This window comes from Tunturibacter psychrotolerans, from assembly GCF_040359615.1.
GTDB classification, from domain to species: Bacteria; Acidobacteriota; Terriglobia; order Terriglobales; family Acidobacteriaceae; genus Edaphobacter; species Edaphobacter psychrotolerans.
This window is the reverse complement of the sequence record NZ_CP132942.1, coordinates 2,459,946-2,479,431: the sequence shown is the minus strand read 5'-3', so window position 1 is coordinate 2,479,431 and position 19,486 is coordinate 2,459,946. Positions and strand designations below refer to the sequence as shown.

The following is a 19,486-nucleotide window of genomic DNA, read 5'->3' as shown; positions in this document are numbered from 1 at the left end:
CAGCTCGACGAGTAGATAAAGAACTGGCCGACGCCCTGGACCGTGGCCATGGAAGTGACCATGTTCACCGGGCTGGATCTATGATCACCTGCTGCCTCATGCGGGCAGCCGTGAAGGTTGCGCATCCGCTGATGCTGCGGGCCATTGCGGCCCAAGAAGAAGAACGATCGCATCGATGCCAGCAAGATCTGCGACTGCCTTCGGTTCGACTTCCTGCCTGAGTGCTATGTGGTCTCCAGCGAGGTTCGTGAGCGACGCAGAACGTTGCGTTACCGTAAGCTGCTGGTCCGGCAGAAGCCGACTGGGCGACGGAACTACGCTCCCGATGCCTCCTTCGAAATGTTTCGGGACTGGCAGGAAACACTCACTCAATCTTCTGTGACGGTCCAAATGACTGATACAGCGAATGGATGTCTGGTTCTGCGTTATACGCAGGAACCGCCGAGAGGCACAAACGCGAGTTGATGAACAGCCCAGCCGAACAACCAGGCGCTCTCTTGAGCGCGACCCGAAATCCTGGCCCCGCTTGACAAAGACTTATCTTGGAAGTCGGCTCCTCGGACACTTGGCAGATGAGCACTGACAAATGGGCATTGGTTCCGCTATGCCTATTTTCCCATTGCTCCTGCGCGTGGCCATATCTCCGATCAAGAAGATTTCTTGGACGGCGACAGCGCGACTGAAGCTTCACTGGTGAGCACGCGGAAGACGAAAGTCTCCTGAAGATACAGTTGCACGGCGGAATCGGTATGGTTGAGATAGCCGATCGAAACATCCTGCCCCAGGTTCAACTCAAAGTCGCCGCCTCGCGTCGTCAGGACGTATGCGCCTTCAATCGCAGGCGCCCAGATCAGGTTGCCGTCTACGATGCGCTTCACGTGCTCGAGCACGGGATATCCGTGATCGCGGGTTTCGGCGAGCGCTGTGTATTCCTCGGCTCCCAGCACGACTGAGTAGGGCCCGTTGACGCCCATCAACCGCAGTTGGCTCAGCGCATGCGCCACTGCATCCGGATAGTCCCGCACATCTGTGGGTAGGGTATCGATGGGGTTGCTGGTGCCTTCGCGGATGCCCTGGATATCCGCGTCATGGTATCCGTTGAAGATAGCCCGGTCTTCGGCGAAGGCTAGCTTCTTCGCGGCGTCCTTCGCAGGCTGCCAGTCAGAGTCATCGGAGCCGCGGTCCACATCGTCGATCGTCTGACGTGACAGTTCGAACGGAACACGCAGCTCCACCAGCGGCTTCACCTCACGCTGTCTTGCGAGAATGCCTTCTGCGGGAGCGGAGATGTTCTTCAGGTGTCCGGTCCCGACTCCAGGAAAAGCGACCCCTCCCGGCGAAGGAACATCCACAACGCGTCGCCCGGCCAGATACCGCTTCAGTGTTCTCGTCGTCTCTTCTTCAATCTCTGCCCATGCCGCGTCAGAGATCGGTGCCAGCTCCCGATGGAGGTTATTCATCTTTCTCTCCCTTTAGTGATCCTATCCTGAGTGATGTGTCGTGCACGTCGCCGGGTGCCGGTGAAGGTGGCGACGAAGGCGGTTCGGTGGACGGTGCTTTTGCATCTTCCGCTGCGACGGGCGCGTCGGGCGTGACGTTGTCGAGAAATGTTGCAGATGGCACGAAGAATAGGCTGCCGGTCACGGGGCGGCTGAAGTCGAGAAGCCGGTCGTAGTTTCCGGGTGGCCGGCCCACGAACATGTTTTCCAGCATGGTCTCGGTGACGCGCGGCGTGCGGCTGTAGCCGATAAAATACGTTCCGAATTCACCGTGGCCGGGACGGCCGAACGGCATGTTGTCTCTCAGAATCTGAAGCTGACGTCCGTTCTCCTCGATGTTGGTGAGCGCGTTGTGCGCATTTGCGGGCTTTTCCGCGTCGCTCAGTTCTATGTCCGAGAGCTTGCGGCGGCCGATGATTCGCTCCTGCATCTCGATCGGGAGCGAATTCCACGCCTTCAAGTCATGGAGGTACTTCTGCACGATGACGTAGCTGCCGCCTGTGAAGGCCGGATCTTCGCTGCCGACGACCGCTGCCTCGCGCGCCGCATCGCCTCGTGGATTCTCCGTTCCGTCGACGAAGCCGATCACATCGCGATCGTCGAAGTAGCGGAAGCCGTGCACCTCATCGGCGACCGAGACTATATCTCCGATGCTATCCATGATCTGCGTCGCCAGCTCGAAGCAGAGATCCATGCGTTTGGCGCGAATGTGGAAGAGAATGTCTCCTGGCGTGGAGACGGCATCTCGCCCGCCAGAGCAAATCCTACGAAACGGATGAAGCTCAGCGGGACGAGGCGCTCCGAAGAGCTTGTCCCATATATCCGACCCGAAGCCGGCGACGCACGTGAGGCCCGCCTCTACGTCGCGAAACTCCACCGCGCGAATCAGCCCGGAAAGACCGGCGCAAAAGTCGCGCAGGCGCGTGTAAACATCTTCGTCCTGTTGGGCGCATAGCACCAGAAAGATCGCCGACCGCGTAAGCGGACCAACCACAGTCTGCGGAAGAACAATTTCGTTGAGTTCGCCAGGGGCGTCCATTGTTTTCTTTATTCCCGATCTGCTTTAGTTTCATCTGAGTATCGCATTTTTTTTCGCACCGAATGTTGCGGGAGCGTTAGTGCGATTGTTCGAGGACCTTGATATTTTCGAGTGTGTCTTCATCGTTCGGCTTCAGCTCAAGAACTCTTTTGTAGAGAGTGAGGGCCTGATCAGGGTGGCCTGACTGCTGATACAGCACCGCAAGGTTGAAATAAGGAATCGGGTCTTTGGTCTTTTGATCGATGGCTATCGTAAATTGATGCGCGGCGTCGTTCGATCGATTCTCCTTCATATAGAGGACGCCGAGGTTTACATGAGCGGCACTGCTGGAGGGGTCGAGTTTCAAGACCCGCTGGTAGGTGGCCTCAGCCTCACTCATCGCGCCGATACTCTGATCCACCGTGCCGCTGTTCAGGAGTGTTGGAATGTCATCGGGAGCCTGCACCAAGGCCTGCTTGTAGGCTGTTTGAGCTTCTTTGAACGATCCGAGCTGGAGGTATACATCGCCCAGGCTCGCGTACGCATGGGGATAGTTGCTGTCGAGTTGAATGGTGCGCTGGTATTCATCGAGCGCTGCATGAAGATCGCCTTTCACCTTCTGCGAGTAGGCGAGATTGTAGTGAAGGGATGGGCTTTGCGGCGTCGCCTGCAACGAGTGGGCGAAGAGCTGCATTGGGTCGGCCCAATCTGCAACCCTCGTGGTGGTTCTATAGAGATTCCACACCGCCCATAACGCGACGGCGCCCGCGAGTACGTTGCGCAGGCGAGGCTGGTTCGGTATGGAGCAGCCGGCAATGATAGCTGCAACGATTCCGATGGAGGCGAGGTAGGCGAACCGCTCCGCCAGTCCTTGATAGTTCGTGAGCACGATGAAAGGTGCGATGCAGATAAGGAACCACGTGAGACCGCCGAGAAGAGCGGGATGATTCCGACGTCGGAGCACCGCGTAGCCGAATGTAAGTACGATGCAGACGATTACGGCAAGCGACCACGATTGCGACTGGCCCGGGGAGGAGAAGGTGGAGCGCTCAACACTCATGCGCAGAGGAAAGAGTGTGAGAGCAAGGTACTTCGACAGCACGAGGCTCGCCCATTTGAAAGATGCAATTCCAGAGAAGGACTTTACCTTGACACTGAAACGGGCGGCTTCGACGGCGAAGGCGGCAAGAGCGACGGTGGCCAGGGTTATGAAGAAATTCTTCGACCGCTGCTCTTCGATAAGAAGTAGGAGCAGAAGCAAAAGGGTAAGGATCAAGATGCCGAGTTCGTGTGAGAGGCCGGCGCAGATGGCGGCGAAAAAGCATGCCAGCCTCCAGGTCCATCCGCCGTGGCGAATACTGTTGAACGCCGAGAGAAGACACGCCAGCACGAAGAGGGTGCATAGAGCGTACGAGCGGCCGCTGATCCATGCCACCACTTCGGTGTTGATGGGCAAGGAGAGCCACAGCAGGCACACGGCCGCAGCGGGAAGGAGAGGCATCTTGAGCCTTCTGAGGAGAGCGAAGGCGAGATTGCTATTTATGAGGTGGAGAGCGATGTTGGTTGCGTGATAGCCGCCTGCGTCGAGACCCCACAGGGCACGGTCGATGAAGAGGGAGAACCAGAAGAGCGGCCGGTAGGTGGACCCGGCATAGCCGAGGAAGGAGGTCGTGAGCTCAACCGGGTGCAGGAGAAAACGTTGGACGAAGGAGCCCCAGGTGGAGAGGTTTGGATTGTTAACGATCTGCTCGAGATCGTCGTAGACGAATGGGGAGGTGAAGCTTCGCCAGTAGAGGATCAGGGTGAGAGCCCCTGACAACAGCAGGAAGGTCCTTTGGGGGTGATCTTGAAGCCAGTTGGCCGAGGAAGATTTCTGGCGGCGAGTTTTCACAGACGACTTACTCCCCACAGTTCCACTCCCCCCTCTGCAAGGGTAAATCAGAGGGCACTACGGATGTAGGTAGAGGGAATGAGTTTTCAAGATGAGCGCGGCAGGTTTTAGTTTTGTGCCCGACGATGCAGGATTTTCCATTGACAAATTCATAACCATTCGGTTATGGTTTGTGCCATGTCGAGCGCCGCAGACAATCTCTTCAGGGTTCTCGCCGATCCGACTCGCCGGGCCATATTCGAGCGGCTGACCAGGGAGGGCGACCAGACCGTTCATGCTTTGACCGAGCGGGCGGGTGTTTCTCAGCCGATGGTTTCGAAGCACCTGTCGGCTTTGAAGCGTGCGAGGCTGGTTCGCAATCGCCGCAAAGGGCGCGAGACCCATTACCACGCCAGGCCGGAAGCTCTCGCCCCGCTGGTGGATTGGATGAGTCACTACGGCCGCTTCTGGCACGACCGGTTTGACCGGCTCGAAGACTTACTAAAAAGGATGGACCCATGACTACTACTACTCGCACACTTGTGATTGAAAGAGAGATGCCATACCCGCCGGAAAAGATCTGGCGCGCCCTTACCGAAGGCCCTCTGATTAAGGAGTGGCTGATGGATAATGACTTCCAACCTGTCGTGGGCCATGGGTTTAGTTTTCGCTCCACTCCCGCGCCCAATTGGAATGGCGTAATCGACTCTGAGGTCCTGGTCGTCGAGCCTAGCAAGAAGCTCTCCTATACGTGGGGCACGATGGGGATGGAGAGCGTCGTCGTTTGGACGTTGGTCCCTACAAGTGGCGGAACGCTGCTGCGAATGGAGCAGTCTGGCTTCGGCTCCGATCAAGATGCTGCTTATAAGGGCGCGACCTACGGCTGGAATAAGTTCATCGGCAATATGGAGCGAGTTGTCGGCGGGCTCGAGTAACGTCGTATCGAAAAGGAGGGTGGACATCATGAACCAACGTTTGATTTTTCGCTGGATTCACATCATCGTCAGCATTCCGATTTATGGATATATCTACAGTCCGTTTGAAAAGCTGCCGCAGTACGCCCACCCTACTCGGTTTGTCTTCTTTCCTCTTATGGTGCTTACCGGGTTGTTGATGTGGAAAGGCCATCTGCTTCGGCGACTTGTTTTGAACAGATCGGCTTAACACAATCTGATCTTCACAACCTGGATCAGCTTCGTGAAATCACCTTCCGAGTCGCAGATGTCTAACGGAAGCTCTGTATCGATCGCCAGCCCGTGACGATCGATACGGATAAAACCACCGTCGGTTGCCTGGTGCCTATGTGTGTGATCTAATGCCATCCATTGCGGGATGCCCAGCGCACCGGGCCACGGCGAGTAGCCACTGCGGCGGAAGCTACCGATAATTTTGCAGCGGGCCCAATCTCTTATTGATGCTGAGCTTCGTAGTTGGTTCAGTGGTTCTGCGGATGGGCATGATCCGCACATGCCACAGCTCCTGTGTTCGAAAAACAAATGAGGAGATTTGGATATGAAGTCCAGACGCATACTGATCTGTGTGGGTTTAGTAACATCGCTAGCCGTCGTCTCCGGAATTGCGATCCATGCTGCTCAAGACCAGAACCAATACAGCCTGAAGGTGCCGAATGGCCTGGCAGTCTCCGAGTTCAAGGGATACGAAAGCTGGCAGCTGATCTCCATCAGCCAGCGCGGAGATATGATTGCGGGGATTCTCGGAAATCCCGTGATCATCGCAGCTTACCAGTCCGGCATTCCCGGTAATGGCAAGCCATTCCCAGACGGTTCCAAGATGGCGAAGATCCATTGGAGCGCGAGAAAGGCTGATACGGAACCAGGTGAGCCGTTTGTTCTCGGTGCTCAGCATGACATTGACTTCATGGTGAAGGACACAAGAGGTTCCCGGACGGACATGGATGGGGCTACGGCGAGTTCGAGTTGGATGCCGCCACCAAGACCTTTAGGATCGGCAATATGCAGGACCATCCACCGCAGGGGAATGATGCAAAGTGCGGCGTTGCGTGCCACGAGGACGCGCAGGATCGGGACTACGTCTTCACACAATACGCGGCGAGGTAAGCGGCGTGGCGCTATTGAACCAAAAGAGCATCCACTTGCGGCGATTGCAGGTTGCTGAACGAAGCTAAATTAGCTGAGAGATTCGGAGTTGTCCTTGAAAAGTCCTATCCCGATGGAATCTGCCTCTGCATTGATCGACGAGAGGATCAAAGAACTTGGAGACTGGCGTGGAGAGACCCTTGCGCATCTCCGGAAGCTCATTCACGATGCCGACCCCGACATCGTGGAGGAGTGGAAATGGATGGGGACCCCTGTCTGGTCTCACGACGGCATCGTCTGCACAGGGGAGTCATACAAGCAGATCGTGAAGCTCACCTTCGCTCGTGGAGCTTCCATCGAAGATCCGAAGAAGCTCTTCAATTCCAGCCTCGAGGGGAACACGCGGCGTGCGATCGACGTCCGCGAAGGAGAGAAGATCAACGAAGCCGCCTTCAAGAAACTCATCTGCGCCGCGGTGGCGGAGAACTCTGCGGTACTCGCTGAACGGGCAGCCAAGAAGAAGTAGTAGGGCTGGCTCCCATACTCGACACGCGAAAGATTCATCCGCGGACCTATGGCGCACTCCACTAAGGACACTTACGTCATCTTCATCGGTGGCGATGAAGATGACGTCGCTCAATCGAATCTTTAGTGATTACTACGATAGCGGCGATGATTCCAACAAATGGAAAAAGAACCAGCAAGAATACGTAGAAGATCATTGGCCATCCCATCCCCAATATTATATCGTAATACGATATAATATTATTTAGCATATCACAAAAGAAAGGCGATTCGACAGAGGTCTGTTGGTGTTTCTAACTCTTCGACCAGCCTGGCTGTGATCGCGTGGTGAAAAGGTCTTCAGCCGGATAGTGGATCTAACTTTTCGGGGGAAACAAATCGATGTCAGAAGAGACCGTTACTTCATTAAAGTAAAACCGGACCCTCGAGAATAGTTACATGCTCTCGGGTCCGTTTTTGTTTGTTGCAATTGCCTATCGTGTGGCGGCTGCGAGGGGTTTGCTGGAGAGGATCTCGTCTTCGATCCAGGCGTAGGTCTTGGCGAGGCCGTCGCGAAGCCTGATGGACGGAGCCCAGTTGAGCTTCTGCTGGATAAGGGTGTTGTCGCTGTTGCGGCCATTGACGCCCTTTGGAGCGCTGAGGTTGTAGTTGCGCTTGAGCTTGATGCCGGCGATGTCTTCGGCGATGTCGACGAGTTGGTTGATGGTAACGAGTTCGTCGGAGCCGAGGTTGAGGGGCTCGTGAATCTCGCTCTCGGCGATCATCTGGGTGCCCTTGGTGCAGTCGTCGATGTACATGAAGGAGCGGGTCTGTTTGCCGTCGCCCCAGATCTCGATCTCGTGCTTGCCAGAGTGCTTGGCTTCAATGACCTTGCGGCAGACGGCGGCGGGAGCCTTTTCGCGGCCGCCGGTCCAGGTGCCTAACGGTCCGTAGACGTTGTGGTAGCGGGCGACGCGGGCCTGGAGGCCGTAGTCTTCTTCGAAGTGGCGGCACATGCGCTCGGAGAAGAGCTTCTCCCAGCCGTAGCCGTCTTCGGGAAGAGCGGGGTAGGCGTCTTCTTCCTTGAGGGCGACGACATCGGGGCTGGTCTGCTTTTCGCCGTTATAGACGCAGGCGGATGAGGAGTAGAAGAAGCGCGCGACACCTTTTTCGCGGGCGGCCATGAGCATGTGCGTATTGGTGAGAACCGATAGCATGCAGAGGGCTTTGTTGTTTTCGATGAAGCCCATGCCACCCATGTCGGCAGCGAGCTGAAAGATGACTTCGGCGTCGGTGGCGGCGGTGAGACAGCTGTCTTTGTCTTTGAGGTCGAGGGAGAGGCTTTCGACGTCTTTGGATACTTGATACCACTCGTCGAACGGCTTGATGTCGACGGCGCGGATTACATCGACGCCGTTGGCGAGGAGGCTTTGAACGAGGTGGCCGCCGATGAATCCACCGGCACCGCAGACGACTGCTTTCTGTCCTTTAAGCTTCATAGGGGAAGAGACTCCTTGGGGTCTTTTTGTTTGAAGCTGTTGAGATGATTCAGGTTATCCGGCGGGATGCTCCGGCCGCGTTTTATCTGCTTTGCTACAAGTTCCAAGTATAGCTGGGGCAGCGGGATAACTTTCAAGCAAAAAAATCGCTACCGAGGGATTGACTTTTGGAGATTTCAAAATAAGTCGAAAACCCAAGCGTTCAATCGCCTGGGGGACTAGGCATATTGCAATTTGTAATAGACCTTCCGTTAAACCGTAGGCGTCGAACGCCCATTCCTTCTTCGCAGGTTCGGACTGCGCCGGAACGCGAGCTCTATCAGCATCGTCACCGCGCCCATCCTGGCTTGAAGGCGGATTTCATTTGGTCTCAGAATTGCCTCAATGCGGTTGCAGGGCGCTGACCGGGCCAGGAAGGCGGACAATATGGGGAAGTTCAGAGTTTTTCTGTATTGGAGTGATCGCTATATTGCTTTATGGGCGTTGGGGTGTGGAGGGGGCGTCGCGGGAGTTGCGTGGAATACGTACTATCTTGGGGCACCACCATCACAAACAGTCTGCTTGCTATGTGCCGCTTCAGCGGCAATCTCGCTGGTTCGGGTACTCAGGGAGTGGCAATCTTCTCCGGGAGCAGCGGGTGCGATCACGCGTGCCTCTTTCGAGCGGCAGCGTACCCCGTGGAATGTGATCTTCTTGATGGCGAGTCTATCCGCTGTTCCAATGATCGACCATGTTGTTTCTGATCGAACCACGCGGAAGTTGCCGGTCCCGCCCACTAATAAAGTGCCTCGGTATTTTCTGGAAGAAGTTCCCACGGTGCAGGAGAGGCAGAGCGCGTACAAAGATGTTAGCCAAAGTCCGCAAAAGACAAAATCGGGTGGCTCCGAAAAGCTACGCCGCATCCTTGCTACGAAGACCTCGATCGGGGTCGACACGCAAGTGTCATCTGCATCTCTCTTGCCTCCCGCTACGATAGAAGCGTCTTCGAGTTCGACGATTCTCGCGGAGGAACCTGCGCGTGAGAGGGAACCTGGTTCAAGTGGCTCCAACTCCGACAGCGCTCCGATGGAACGGGAGCAGATTTTTCATCCAGTCAACCGGCCTGAGATTCATACCGGCTACTACACTGTTTTCCCAGCACCGACCGACGCTGGTTACTGAAAGTCGAAGTGAAGCTCCATTTCTTTGAAGTCTTTCAAAGGTTTCTCTCGGATTTGATGTAGCATCGTCTGGCATTTGACGTCACGTCTACGCACTCCTCGGAGGAACGCTGATGGGGGTCTCTCGTGCAGTCGCTGCTCTTCTGATTGTTTCTACTTCCACATTCACCATGGCCCAAACCGGAGGGCTCACCTGCTCGAGCGACGATGGCGGATACCGCTACTGCCGCGCGGATACGCAGAACCAGGTTCAGTTGACGCGGCAGATCTCGGGTTCGCGATGCCAGTTGGGATACAGCTGGGGGTACGATCCACGCGGCATCTGGGTGGATCGCGGGTGCCGGGCGCAGTTTACCTACGGACGCGGACGAAGCGACAGCGGCAGCAATACGGGCGCCGCCATTGCTGGTGGCATTCTGGGCGCGTTGATTCTTGGGGCGGCGGTGGCCGCGTCGAAATCCGATAACGATGATGGCGGCGATCACGAGCGGGTGAACTACTACAACGATGGATACCGGATGGGACGGCAGGATGCCGATGAGGGGAGGCGCGACTTCTACCAGTGGTGGAGCGAGCGCTATACGACGAAGTACGAGAGGGACTTTGCCGCGGGATATGCCGACGGCTACCACAACTATGGGCGCAGGCCGCCACGATAGATACGCCGCAAGCATTTTGAACAACCCTGAGGAGGAGCTCGCGAGATGAAGAACGCTGTTGTTTACCCATCGATGCAACGGGTTGCTGGTTTGGTTGTCCTGCTAGTGTGTGCGATGGTGGCCGGGGCGCAGGAGACGCCCGCGGCGCCGGCGCCGCCGATTCTGCCGAACACCTCGAAGGAGATCGTGGTGCCGGATCGCAGTACTGCGGATCTGCTGGCCGAGATCAAGAAGAGCGGCAAACTGCGAGTGGGTGTGGCGGAGATTGTTCCATGGGCAATGCACGATAAAGACGGACAACTGGTGGGGTTCGAGATCGATGTGGCGAGGAAACTGGCTCGCGACATGGGCGTCGAAGTGGAGTTTCATCCTGATGAGTTTCGCTACTTGATTCCTGATCTTGAGGCCAATCGTTTCGACATTATCATTGCGGGCTTTTCGATTGAGGCACGGCGGGCGCTGGTGGTGAACTTCAGCGAGCCGTACAACGTGACCGATGTGACGATTGCGACGAGCAAAAAAAAAGGCGGCGAGTTGAAGGCGATGGAAGACTTCAACAAGAAGGGTGTGACGATTGGGGTGGTGGAAGGAATGACGTCGGAGGACCCGGCGGCGCTCGAGTTTCCAAAGGCTTCGTTCCAGACCTACACGGAGGACAGTGCACTGTTCACCGATCTGGTTGCTGGAAAACTCGCGGCAGCCGTTGCAGACAGCCCGCGGTTGGAGATTCTTGCGAAGCTCTATCCCGATGCGGTGGCAGTCCCGACAGTAGCTCCGCTTGGAACGTTTCCGGCGGCGTTCGCGGTACGACGCGGAGACATGGACTTCGTGAATTATTTGAACTCGTGGATCGCGGCGCGCAAGGCGGACAAATGGATCAGCACGCGGCGGAAGTACTGGTTCAAGACGACGGACTGGGCGGCCAACCTTTGATCAAACCTTCGTCAACTCCCGTTGATCGATGGTGTTGGCTTTCGGTGATGTATCGGCTGATTTATGCAGCAGATTGATGACGGACTGGTAGAGACGGTTGCGCATCTCGAAGCGGTCGCCGGCGCGGATGACATAGCGGACGACGATGTCGACGCCGGAGGCGGCTGGGCGCATATCGACTGAAGGTGTGGCCTTGAACTGGCTGAGGCCATTCTGGCGCGTTGTGCTCTGCCACTCCTGCTCGGCGAGCTTGGCGTCGCGTTCGGTTTGCTTCAGGACTGTATTGTGAATCGCCTCGATGGTCTTGTAGGAGTCGATGCTCGGTGGAATGTTGACTGTGATCTCGTCCCACATCCACTGGCCGGTGGTGGAGAAGTTGAAGTACTGGCCAGAGATGGCGAAATTATTGATGAAGGTGACGCGGCGGCCGGTGGGGTGGCCCTTGTCGGTCCAGTTGCCGGTTTCGAGTAGAGCGGTGCGGAAGAGGCCGATCTCGACGACCTCGCCGCCGACTCCGTTGATCTCGACCCAATCGCCGACGCGGATGCCGTTTTTCCCCATGAGAATGAACCAGCCGAAGAAGGCGAGGATGAAGTCCTGGAAGACCACCGTGAGGCCGGCAGCTCCCAGCCCGAGGATAGTGGGAACCTGACTGGGCGCGCCAAAGACGACCAAGAGTACGAGCATGAGCGTGACGAACTGGATGCCGAGGATGACTATGGTGCGGAGGGTGTGGAGTCGGCGCTGCTCCATGCGCAGGCGATCAAGAAGCTTGCCGCCCAGTGTGGCGAGGAGGACACCGCAGAGGACAAGAAACGCAATGAGCGATAGCGATTGCAGCGCGAGGTGGGTGACGATCGAGTGTTGGAGTTGGACCTGGGCGAGCCATTTGCCGTAGACGGCAGAGAGTTGCTGCTGGGTCTGGAGCTGATCCTCGACGATGCTGTGCATCTGCGAGAGAGTGTGAGCCTGGTTCATGCGTGCGACACGGTCTTTTACTGTGTCCGTGGGTGCACTGGTGCCGGATGCGTTGATGTTTGCCGCGGCAGCCGAGGCTCTCTTTTCGAAGTCGGCGTGCTTTGCGGAGAGGGTGGAAACATCGGAATCCGTTTCAGCTTTGGCCTGGCGAATGAGAGTCATGCGGCTGCGCTGGTCGAACCACGCCGAAATGCGACCGGCGAGGGTGCCGTAGCGGCGGGCGGAGAGGACAGCAATCTGGCCGCTGGTGCTGGACTGCGAGGTGTCGTACTTCTTCATCGCCGCCTGGCGGGCAGTGAGCTCCTGTTGGATCTGGCCGCGTTTGTCGCCGCTGGCGCGGGAAAGAAGCTCGGTGGCATCGTCGAGTTCGTCGCTGTCGAGTTGGAGCTGCGCTTTGGCGGCGTCGAGATCGTCGGAGCTTGCGGTTGTTCCGTTGGGTTGCTTGACGGAGGTGGTGAGCGCGTCAACCTTTGACTTGTCTTCCTTGACCAGGTCCTGGAGCTGGGCGACTCTTTCCTGAACTGCGAGGGCATCGCCGGTGAGGGTGCGGGTCTGAAGGGTCGCCTCGCGCAGGGCGAGGGCGAAGGCCTGGTCGACTTCATGGTCAGCGAGACGGGCGGCCTCGTGGGCGAAGGATTGCTCTTCGGCGGAGACCGCAAGGGGGGCGAGTGACTCGATGGTCTGCCATGGGCGCTGGTCGACGAGGCCGTGAGTACCGGCAGGACCGCCGTTGGCTTTGAGAAATGGCATATGGGCCATCGCACCTCGCGTCCACCAGGCTGCCGCGAGGCAGAGGACGAGGAGAGCTGCGGGGATTGCGATGGCGAGACGACGGAGTTCCTTCATTCTTCAACCCTATATGCTTCGTGAGTTAGCTACAAAACCCCATTCGGGTTACTGTCTAGGTTTGATTCAGTACGCGGCACATCTGTTGTCGCTGCGTGGTTTACCTCGGATGAGCGTTTTCAGGAGCTTAGGCGCAGCGCTTCACGTAACCGGAAATTAATAATGGTGCGATTCGCTTAGGAGTAAATTTCTCGGTAGCTCAAAATTCAGGAGATAGTGTGCCCGAGACACCGGAAGTTGCCTTTAATTGCAGTGTAGAGAACTCGACCGAGAATGGCGTGAAGGTGACGACCGTTCGGTGCCACGGCCGTTTAATCAACCAGACGGCAGGTGAAGTAAGAGACATCGTGAAGCCGTTGATACCGCAGGGCGGGATCATCGTGATCGACCTGAACGATGTGACTTTTCTGGACAGCCTGGGACTGGGTACGCTGGTGGGGTTGAAGGTCTCGGCGATCAATGAAGGGTACTGCCAGCTGAGGCTGGAGAACCTGACGCCCCGCCTGCAGGAGCTTCTGAAGCTTACGAATCTCACGAAGCTGTTCGGATCTTAGATCTCGGTTTCGCAGCGAGGTGCGCTTCCCTCTTCCCTCTGCTGGGATGCATGTAGGATTTAGGGGCGTGGAAACTTCTGTTGCGAACGCCGGGGTTGCTCCGGGACGATCGATTGTGGGGATTGCGAAGAGACAGCCGCTGGCGGCCGTGGGCGTCGGGCTACTTATCGCGTTTGTGATTTGCGCAGTGTTTGCCCCGTGGCTGGCGCCGCAGGATCCGGCGCGGTTGGATCTGACGGGGCGGCTGATGGGGCCTTCATGGGCGCATTGGTTCGGTACGGATGAGTTGGGGCGGGACATTCTTTCGCGAACTTTGTTTGGCGCGAGGATTTCGCTGGTGGTGGCCGTGAGCGTGGTGGGGCTGTCGCTGGCAGTGGGGCTGGTCGCCGGTGGACTGGCTGGGTTTTATGGCGGATGGACGGACACGGTGGTGAATATCTATGTGACAAATGCATTTCTGGCGTTGCCGGGGATTCTGCTGGCGATTGCGTTTGTTGCGTTCATGGGGCCGGGCCTGGGGAATGTGATTCTGGCGCTGGCGATCTCGGGGTGGGTGGGGTACGCGCGGCTGGTGCGGGCGCAGGTGATGGCGGTGAAGGAGCGGGAGTTTGTTGAAGCTGCGCGGGCGTTGGGGGCGACGGATCTTCGCATCATGACGCGACATATTCTGCCGAATATTCTGCAGCCGCTGATTGTGCAGGCGGCGATTGGGATGGCGGGGGCGGTGCTGGCTGAGGCTACGTTGAGCTTTCTTGGGCTGGGTGTTCCGCCGCCGGCAGCTAGTTGGGGGTCGATGCTGAATGATGCGCGGTCGCATCTGTTCGACTCGCCGCATCTGGTCTTCTTTCCGGCGATGGCGGTGATGCTTTGCGTGCTTTCGTTTAACTTTATCGGGGATGCGCTGCGGGATTATCTCGATCCGCGGACCAGGCTTAGGACTGGGCTGTAAAACGTGGCGATGGGTTATCGGATATGCTTGGCCTTGGAACTGAGAGGCAATAAGAATGCGTAAGAGTATCGTTTCTCCTTCGACTGCGGCAGCAACTCCTATCAGCGATCTGTGGCGTGACCTGGAGCGGATTGCGCGGGTTGAGATCAGCTCCGAAGATGAGATGTTTCCGATTGAAAATGCGCTGGGCAAGAAGGCGACGGATGGGTGGAAGGCTGCAACGACAGGGCCGCAGCTGATCCGATTGCACTTCGATGAGCCGATGAACATCAAACGGCTGCAATTGCACTTTGTGGATAAAACTGCGGAGAGATCACAAGAGTTCGCGGTTTTTGCGGGCCCCGGCACTGAACTGAAGGAGATCGTACGGCAGCAGTGGTCGTTCTCGCCGAATGGTTCGACGGAAGAGATCGAAGACTACACGGTTGATCTGAAGGGCGTGACGACGGTTGAGCTGCGGATCGATCCGGATAGAAGCCACGATCCGAAGTTGAGTAAGGAATACGCTTCGTTGCAGAGTTTGAAGCTGGCGTAACGAGCTATGCTGATGGTGGTGATTCGATGTTGATCGGAGTTATCTCCGACACGCATGGTTTGTTGCGGCCAGAGGCTTTGGCTGCGCTGCGTGGGGTTGAACATATTCTGCATGCGGGCGATGTGGGGGATGTTGCGATTCTCGACGCGCTGCGCAAGATTGCTCCGGTGACTGCCATTCGCGGGAATGTGGATACATCGGGAGCTTGTGCGGAGCTGCCTGCTACGGATGTGGTGGAGTTGGGTGGACAGCTGTTTTATCTGGTGCACTCGGTGCATGACCTGGATATCAACCCCAAGGCGGCTGGGGTGGCGATGGTGGTGAGTGGCCACTCGCATAAGGCCAAGGTTGAAGTTAAGGATGGGGTGGTTTATTTCAATCCGGGGAGCGCGGGGCCGCGGAGATTTTCCCTGCCGGTTACGGTGGGGTTTGTGACTGTGGAGGATGGGGTGGAGGCTAGTGTGATGGAATTGGTGGTTGGGTAGGTGGTGCGGTTCGCATTGGGCCGACCGGCACGTTCATCGCTTCCAGTTGCTGAATGATTCTCATCCTACTAGCGCATGACGTAGCCACCATCGACCGAGATCGACTGACCGGTAATGTAGCTGGCGGCTGAGCTGCAGAGCCAAAGGACAGCGTCAGCGATCTCCTCGGGACGGCCCATTCGGCCCATCGGAACGTAAGCCTTCAACATCGCGTTCAACTCTTCTCCTTGACCTTCAGCGATCATCTTGTCGGACATGGGCGTCTGAATCATTCCCGGACACACGTCGTTAACGCGAATGCCACGGGTTGCATATTCGAGAGCAGCACTCTTGGTGAATCCAATGACTCCATGCTTCGCAGCATGGTAGGTACCGCGCCGATTGCCGCCTACAAGGCCTCCAAGCGACGAGCAATTAACGATGGCGCCACTGCCCTGCTCGCGCATCTGTTGCAGTTCGAACTTCATGCAACTCCAGACGCCGCGCAGGTTGATTGCCATGACCCGGTCGTAGTCATCGCGGGGAGAGTCAGCTGTCTCCGCGAGAATACCTTGAACGCCGGCATTGTTGTAGGCTGCGTCGAGCCGTCCGAATGTGGCGACAGTCTGCTTCACCATTGCTTCTACCTGCGCGTCGTCCGAGACGTCACAGCGAACAGCAAGGGTCTTATGACCTTTGTCGGCTAGGCCTTTCGCTGCGGCTTGTACTTCTTTCTCATTCCAGTCTGCCAAGACAACGGAAGCACCTGCCTCTGCAAAGGCCCTGGCCGTCGCCAGACCTAGGCCAGATGCGGCGCCTGTCACGAGGGCGACCTGGTTTTCAAAAGATATGTTCATAGTCGTCTCCCTACCGTTCGGATCTCTGATCCGGAAACGCTAATTCGGACTCGGATTTGTTGCATTTGATGTCTTGCGCGTAAACGTATACACGGAGGTTGGCATGAATGTCTTGCCGTCCGAACTTACCTCTGGTTGATAAGAGAAAGTATTTGGAGTCAGACTGAAAGTGCAGCGGTAAAAAGGATAAGCGTCTGATCTTTCCTTACGAGAGACGACGAACGAGCCATAGCCCGTTTCGGCAAACTCCGCTAGTCCGACAGCTTCACTAGCTTCCTTGTTATCGCCTTTATATTGCGAAGTCACTTTAGAAGTCTTGGGGTCTAACGTCATTATCCGAGAAATGTCCCGATAGTGATTTTCGTCTTTTTTTTCGTATGTGTAATCGAAACGCATGGAGTTTTTCTTGGGGCTTTCGGCCACACTAAGTTCAACCGAAGTGGTTACCATGACACCATGATCCGATTTCTTAACTGTCCCGACCCAGTCTCCCACGAAGTTCGCGTAGACATCCAATTTCGGAGACGGAATAACAGAAGGCGTCTGCGAGAGCGCTCTCATACCTATGGAGCAAAGAAGAAAGACAATCACTTGGCGAACGTTCATTCAAAATCACTCTAAAGGAATTGCCTCGGTCGGCGTCTGAAACCATAATCCGCGATGGGTCGCTTGGTTGATCTCAGCCTTTGCTGCGGTCGGTGAAGCGGAAGAAGAGGGACTGCTCGGCTACCGGCGCGGCTAGTTCGTTGAGGGCGGCCATCTGGGAGTTGGAGAGGGGCGTGAAGTTTCTTGCGATCTGCACGTTTTCTTCCAGCTGAGCGATGTTGTCGCAGCCAATGATGACTGTGCTCACCGGCTGCGTGAGCGTGAAGTTCATCGCGTCCTTCATGGTCATGACGCCGGGGCGGTGGGCGATGGCGGAGCCCTCCCACGAGTGGCGCTGGGCGTCGAGCGATGGCGGCGTCCACGAGGCGAGGAGGCGGCCACGTGAGGGGACCTTCATGCCGATGATGCCCATCTGCTTTTCGACAACAAGCGGAAGGAGCTTGTCGGTGAAGCTGTGGATGTGGGTGTCGGCGGCGTTCATGGCCATCAGGATGGTGTCGAAGTTGTAGCGATTGACGGCGTCGATGAGGGCTTCGGGCCGGTAGTGGCCGGTGACTCCGAGGTAGCGGACGACCTTCTGGTCGTGCATCTCGATGAGCGCTTCCATGGCACCACCCTTGGCGAAGATGGCGTCGACGTCTTCGGGTAGGCCGACGTCGTGAAGCTGCCAGAGATCGACGTGGTCGGTGTTGAGGAGCTGGAGGGACTTCTCGATCATGCGGAGGGAGCCTTCGCGGGTGCGCTCTTTGGTCTTGGTGGCGAGGAAGGCTTCGTTGCGGCGGGTCTTCATGACGCGGCCGACGTACTGTTCGCTCCAGCGCTCGGGACCGCCGTAGATGGAGGAGGTGTCGATGTAGTTGACGCCGAGGTCGAGTGCGCGCTCGATGATGGGGACGGCGACGTCGAAGTTCGCGGGCTTTTCCAGAGAAGCCTGGCCGCCAAGCGAGAAGATGCCTACTTTGTAGCCGGTCTTGCCGAGGTTGCGCGTGGGCATGGCGGCAACAGTCTTTGTGTTGTCGGGGAGCGGCGGCAGCGTGCGCGGCGTTTCAGCTGCAATTGCGCCTTTGGTCAAGAGAGCTGCGGCGGCGACGCCTCCGGTCTTGAGGAAGGTACGGCGGTCGGAGGTGGAGGGCGTGGAGAGCAGATTCTTTGGCTTCATTCGAGTCCTCGGAGACGGTCAGACGCTTCTAGAGAGAGTGTAATCCTATCGACGAATTTGTTCCGGGATTTGTGTCTAACGCGTTACATCTTTTGAACTTTGTCTCAGAAGATTTCGTAGAATGCCGCATGCGAATTGTCTTTCTTTTGCTGTTGTGTATTCCTGGACTGTGCAATGCGGCTGCACAGGATCTTGCAATTGTGGATGCAAAGGTCTATCCGTCGCCAGAGGCGAAGGCCGTCAAGCACGCAACGATTCTGATTCGCGGCGGAAAGATTACTGCAGTTGGGGAGCATGTCGTTATTCCGCATGGTGTCGCTACGCTGCCCTGTACCGGATGTATCGTGGTGGCCGGCTTTTGGAATACCCATGTTCACTTTACTGAGGCTAAGTGGGTGGACGCGGCGCATCAACCTGCAGAAAAGCTGGCGCAACAACTGCGAGAGATGCTCACCCTTTCCGGTTTTACAACGGTTGTCGATACTGCTTCGATTCCAGACAACACCGTTGCTCTTCGTCGTCGTATCGAATCCGGAGAGGTGATGGGGCCTCGTATTTATACGGCGGGCGCGGGGCTTTTTCCACCACACTCGCTTCCCTACTATGTGAAGGATATGCCGCCAGAGGTGCTGGCTCAGCTGCCGCAGCCTAATACTCCCGCCGAAGCCGCAGCGGCTGTTCAGAAGAACATCGCAGCGGGCGCGGATATTGTGAAGCTCTTTACGGGTTCTATCGTTGCCCCCGGAAATATCGTCCCCATGCCACTTGCTATCGCTACGGCTGCGGCGGCGACTGGTCACGAGCACGGCCAGCTTGTCTTCGCTCACCCTTCGAATCTTGCGGGAACTCGCGTCGCGATGGAAAGCGGAGTTGATGTCCTGGCTCATTCGCCGGAAGAGTTAGATGGAATTGACGACGCTCTTCTTCATCAGATGGTTGCTCGTCACATGGCTATAATTCCGACGCTCAAACTCTTTTCTCGCGACTCAAACATCGCTCAGATACGGTCGGTTGTCTTCAAGTTTCGCCAATTTGGCGGACAGCTTATGTTTGGCACCGATACTGGCTTTCTGACTGACTACAGCGTGACGGAGGAGTATCGGCAGCTTGCGTTGGCTGGTCTTACTTTTCGCGATGTTCTGGCTATGCTAACGACGAATCCGGCGGAAAGATTTCACGTTAGCAAAGAGAAAGGTCAGGTCGCGATTGGCATGGCTGGTGATTTAACGGTGCTGTCCACCGATCCAGCTACAGACTCGCTCGCGTTCACCCAGGTTCGCTACGCGATTCGCGGCGGGAAGGTCATCGCAAGCAAGCCTTGAGCTCGCTACTTTTTTGT

21 protein-coding genes are annotated in these 19,486 nt (G+C 56.9%); 13 read left to right on the top strand and 8 right to left on the bottom strand.

The features are described from left to right. Positions 1-647 precede the first annotated feature (647 nt). The 3 genes from RBB77_RS10315 to RBB77_RS10305 form a co-directional block, all read right to left on the bottom strand. Positions 648-1,460 carry a family 1 encapsulin nanocompartment shell protein gene (locus RBB77_RS10315; RefSeq protein WP_353067085.1) on the bottom strand — a complete coding sequence of 271 codons (813 nt, stop codon included), beginning with the start codon at positions 1,458-1,460 and terminating at the stop codon, positions 648-650. Continuing rightward, positions 1,453-2,538 (bottom strand): Dyp-type peroxidase, encoded by a 1,086-nt coding sequence (locus RBB77_RS10310; RefSeq protein WP_353067083.1) that lies wholly within the window; start codon positions 2,536-2,538, stop codon positions 1,453-1,455. The genes RBB77_RS10315 and RBB77_RS10310 overlap by 8 nt, the downstream gene beginning before the upstream one ends. 76 nt (positions 2,539-2,614) lie before the next feature. Next, positions 2,615-4,408 (bottom strand): tetratricopeptide repeat protein, encoded by a 1,794-nt coding sequence (locus RBB77_RS10305; protein WP_353067081.1) that lies wholly within the window; start codon positions 4,406-4,408, stop codon positions 2,615-2,617. Between the two features lie 177 nt (positions 4,409-4,585). Here RBB77_RS10305 and RBB77_RS10300 point away from each other — a divergent pair, with 177 nt between their 5' ends. The 5 genes from RBB77_RS10300 (at position 4,586) to RBB77_RS10280 (ending at position 6,970) form a co-directional block, all read left to right on the top strand. Then, positions 4,586-4,909 carry an ArsR/SmtB family transcription factor gene (locus RBB77_RS10300; RefSeq protein ID WP_353067079.1) on the top strand — a complete coding sequence of 108 codons (324 nt, stop codon included), beginning with the start codon at positions 4,586-4,588 and terminating at the stop codon, positions 4,907-4,909. Then, positions 4,906-5,322: an SRPBCC family protein gene (locus tag RBB77_RS10295; protein ID WP_353067077.1), complete on the top strand. Its 417-nt coding sequence runs from the start codon at positions 4,906-4,908 to the stop codon at positions 5,320-5,322. Before RBB77_RS10300 ends, RBB77_RS10295 begins: the two co-directional genes overlap by 4 nt. A 28-nt stretch (positions 5,323-5,350) precedes the next feature. After that, positions 5,351-5,551: a hypothetical protein gene (locus tag RBB77_RS10290; protein ID WP_353067075.1), complete on the top strand. Its 201-nt coding sequence runs from the start codon at positions 5,351-5,353 to the stop codon at positions 5,549-5,551. A 348-nt stretch (positions 5,552-5,899) separates the two neighbouring features. Next, positions 5,900-6,523: a cytochrome P460 family protein gene (locus RBB77_RS10285; RefSeq protein ID WP_434557107.1), complete on the top strand. Its 624-nt coding sequence runs from the start codon at positions 5,900-5,902 to the stop codon at positions 6,521-6,523. A 36-nt stretch (positions 6,524-6,559) separates the two neighbouring features. After that, entirely contained in the window at positions 6,560-6,970 is a 411-nt protein-coding gene (locus tag RBB77_RS10280; protein ID WP_353067074.1) for a DUF1801 domain-containing protein, read from the top strand. A 472-nt stretch (positions 6,971-7,442) separates the two neighbouring features. On the opposite strand, the gene RBB77_RS10275 is transcribed toward RBB77_RS10280, so the two are convergent. Next, complete coding sequence (locus RBB77_RS10275; RefSeq protein ID WP_353067072.1) at positions 7,443-8,447, bottom strand: NAD-dependent epimerase/dehydratase family protein; 1,005 nt, start codon at positions 8,445-8,447, stop codon at positions 7,443-7,445. Positions 8,448-9,143: 696 nt separating this feature from the next. On the opposite strand from RBB77_RS10275, the gene RBB77_RS10270 reads away from it, so the two are divergent. The 3 genes from RBB77_RS10270 (at position 9,144) to RBB77_RS10260 (ending at position 11,199) form a co-directional block, all read left to right on the top strand. After that, the gene (locus RBB77_RS10270) at positions 9,144-9,608 is read left to right on the top strand and encodes a hypothetical protein (RefSeq protein ID WP_353067070.1); all 465 of its coding nucleotides are present in this window, start codon (positions 9,144-9,146) and stop codon (positions 9,606-9,608) included. Between the two features lie 112 nt (positions 9,609-9,720). Beyond that, a complete protein-coding gene (locus RBB77_RS10265; protein WP_353067068.1) occupies positions 9,721-10,266 on the top strand; it encodes a DUF3011 domain-containing protein in 546 nt (181 codons plus the stop codon). 45 nt (positions 10,267-10,311) lie between these two features. After that, positions 10,312-11,199, top strand: coding sequence for a transporter substrate-binding domain-containing protein (locus RBB77_RS10260; protein ID WP_353067067.1), 888 nt, complete (start codon positions 10,312-10,314; stop codon positions 11,197-11,199). Here RBB77_RS10260 and RBB77_RS10255 read toward each other — a convergent pair whose 3' ends face one another. After that, a complete protein-coding gene (locus tag RBB77_RS10255; protein WP_353067065.1) occupies positions 11,200-13,023 on the bottom strand; it encodes a mechanosensitive ion channel family protein in 1,824 nt (607 codons plus the stop codon). A gap of 218 nt (positions 13,024-13,241) precedes the next feature. Here RBB77_RS10255 and RBB77_RS10250 point away from each other — a divergent pair, with 218 nt between their 5' ends. The 4 genes from RBB77_RS10250 (at position 13,242) to RBB77_RS10235 (ending at position 15,546) form a co-directional block, all read left to right on the top strand. Further along, complete coding sequence (locus RBB77_RS10250; protein WP_353067063.1) at positions 13,242-13,577, top strand: STAS domain-containing protein; 336 nt, start codon at positions 13,242-13,244, stop codon at positions 13,575-13,577. Between the two features lie 139 nt (positions 13,578-13,716). Continuing rightward, positions 13,717-14,526: an ABC transporter permease gene (locus tag RBB77_RS10245; RefSeq protein ID WP_434557114.1), complete on the top strand. Its 810-nt coding sequence runs from the start codon at positions 13,717-13,719 to the stop codon at positions 14,524-14,526. Between the two features lie 55 nt (positions 14,527-14,581). Then, positions 14,582-15,061, top strand: a complete 480-nt coding sequence (locus RBB77_RS10240; RefSeq protein WP_353067059.1) for a hypothetical protein — start codon at positions 14,582-14,584, stop codon at positions 15,059-15,061. A 26-nt stretch (positions 15,062-15,087) separates the two neighbouring features. After that, a complete protein-coding gene (locus RBB77_RS10235; RefSeq protein ID WP_353067056.1) occupies positions 15,088-15,546 on the top strand; it encodes a metallophosphoesterase family protein in 459 nt (152 codons plus the stop codon). Between the two features lie 68 nt (positions 15,547-15,614). Here the strand turns inward: RBB77_RS10235 and RBB77_RS10230 are convergent, their stop codons facing one another. The 3 genes from RBB77_RS10230 to RBB77_RS10220 form a co-directional block, all read right to left on the bottom strand. After that, on the bottom strand, positions 15,615-16,382 hold the full coding sequence (locus RBB77_RS10230) for an SDR family NAD(P)-dependent oxidoreductase (protein WP_353067054.1): 768 nt from the start codon (positions 16,380-16,382) through the stop codon (positions 15,615-15,617). Positions 16,383-16,421: 39 nt separating this feature from the next. Beyond that, positions 16,422-16,988 carry a hypothetical protein gene (locus RBB77_RS10225; RefSeq protein ID WP_353067052.1) on the bottom strand — a complete coding sequence of 189 codons (567 nt, stop codon included), beginning with the start codon at positions 16,986-16,988 and terminating at the stop codon, positions 16,422-16,424. Positions 16,989-17,061: 73 nt separating this feature from the next. Next, complete coding sequence (locus RBB77_RS10220) at positions 17,062-18,147, bottom strand: aldo/keto reductase (RefSeq protein WP_353067050.1); 1,086 nt, start codon at positions 18,145-18,147, stop codon at positions 17,062-17,064. 128 nt (positions 18,148-18,275) lie between these two features. Here RBB77_RS10220 and RBB77_RS10215 point away from each other — a divergent pair, with 128 nt between their 5' ends. Then, entirely contained in the window at positions 18,276-19,469 is a 1,194-nt protein-coding gene (locus RBB77_RS10215) for an amidohydrolase family protein (RefSeq protein WP_353067049.1), read from the top strand. Positions 19,470-19,486 lie beyond the last annotated feature (17 nt).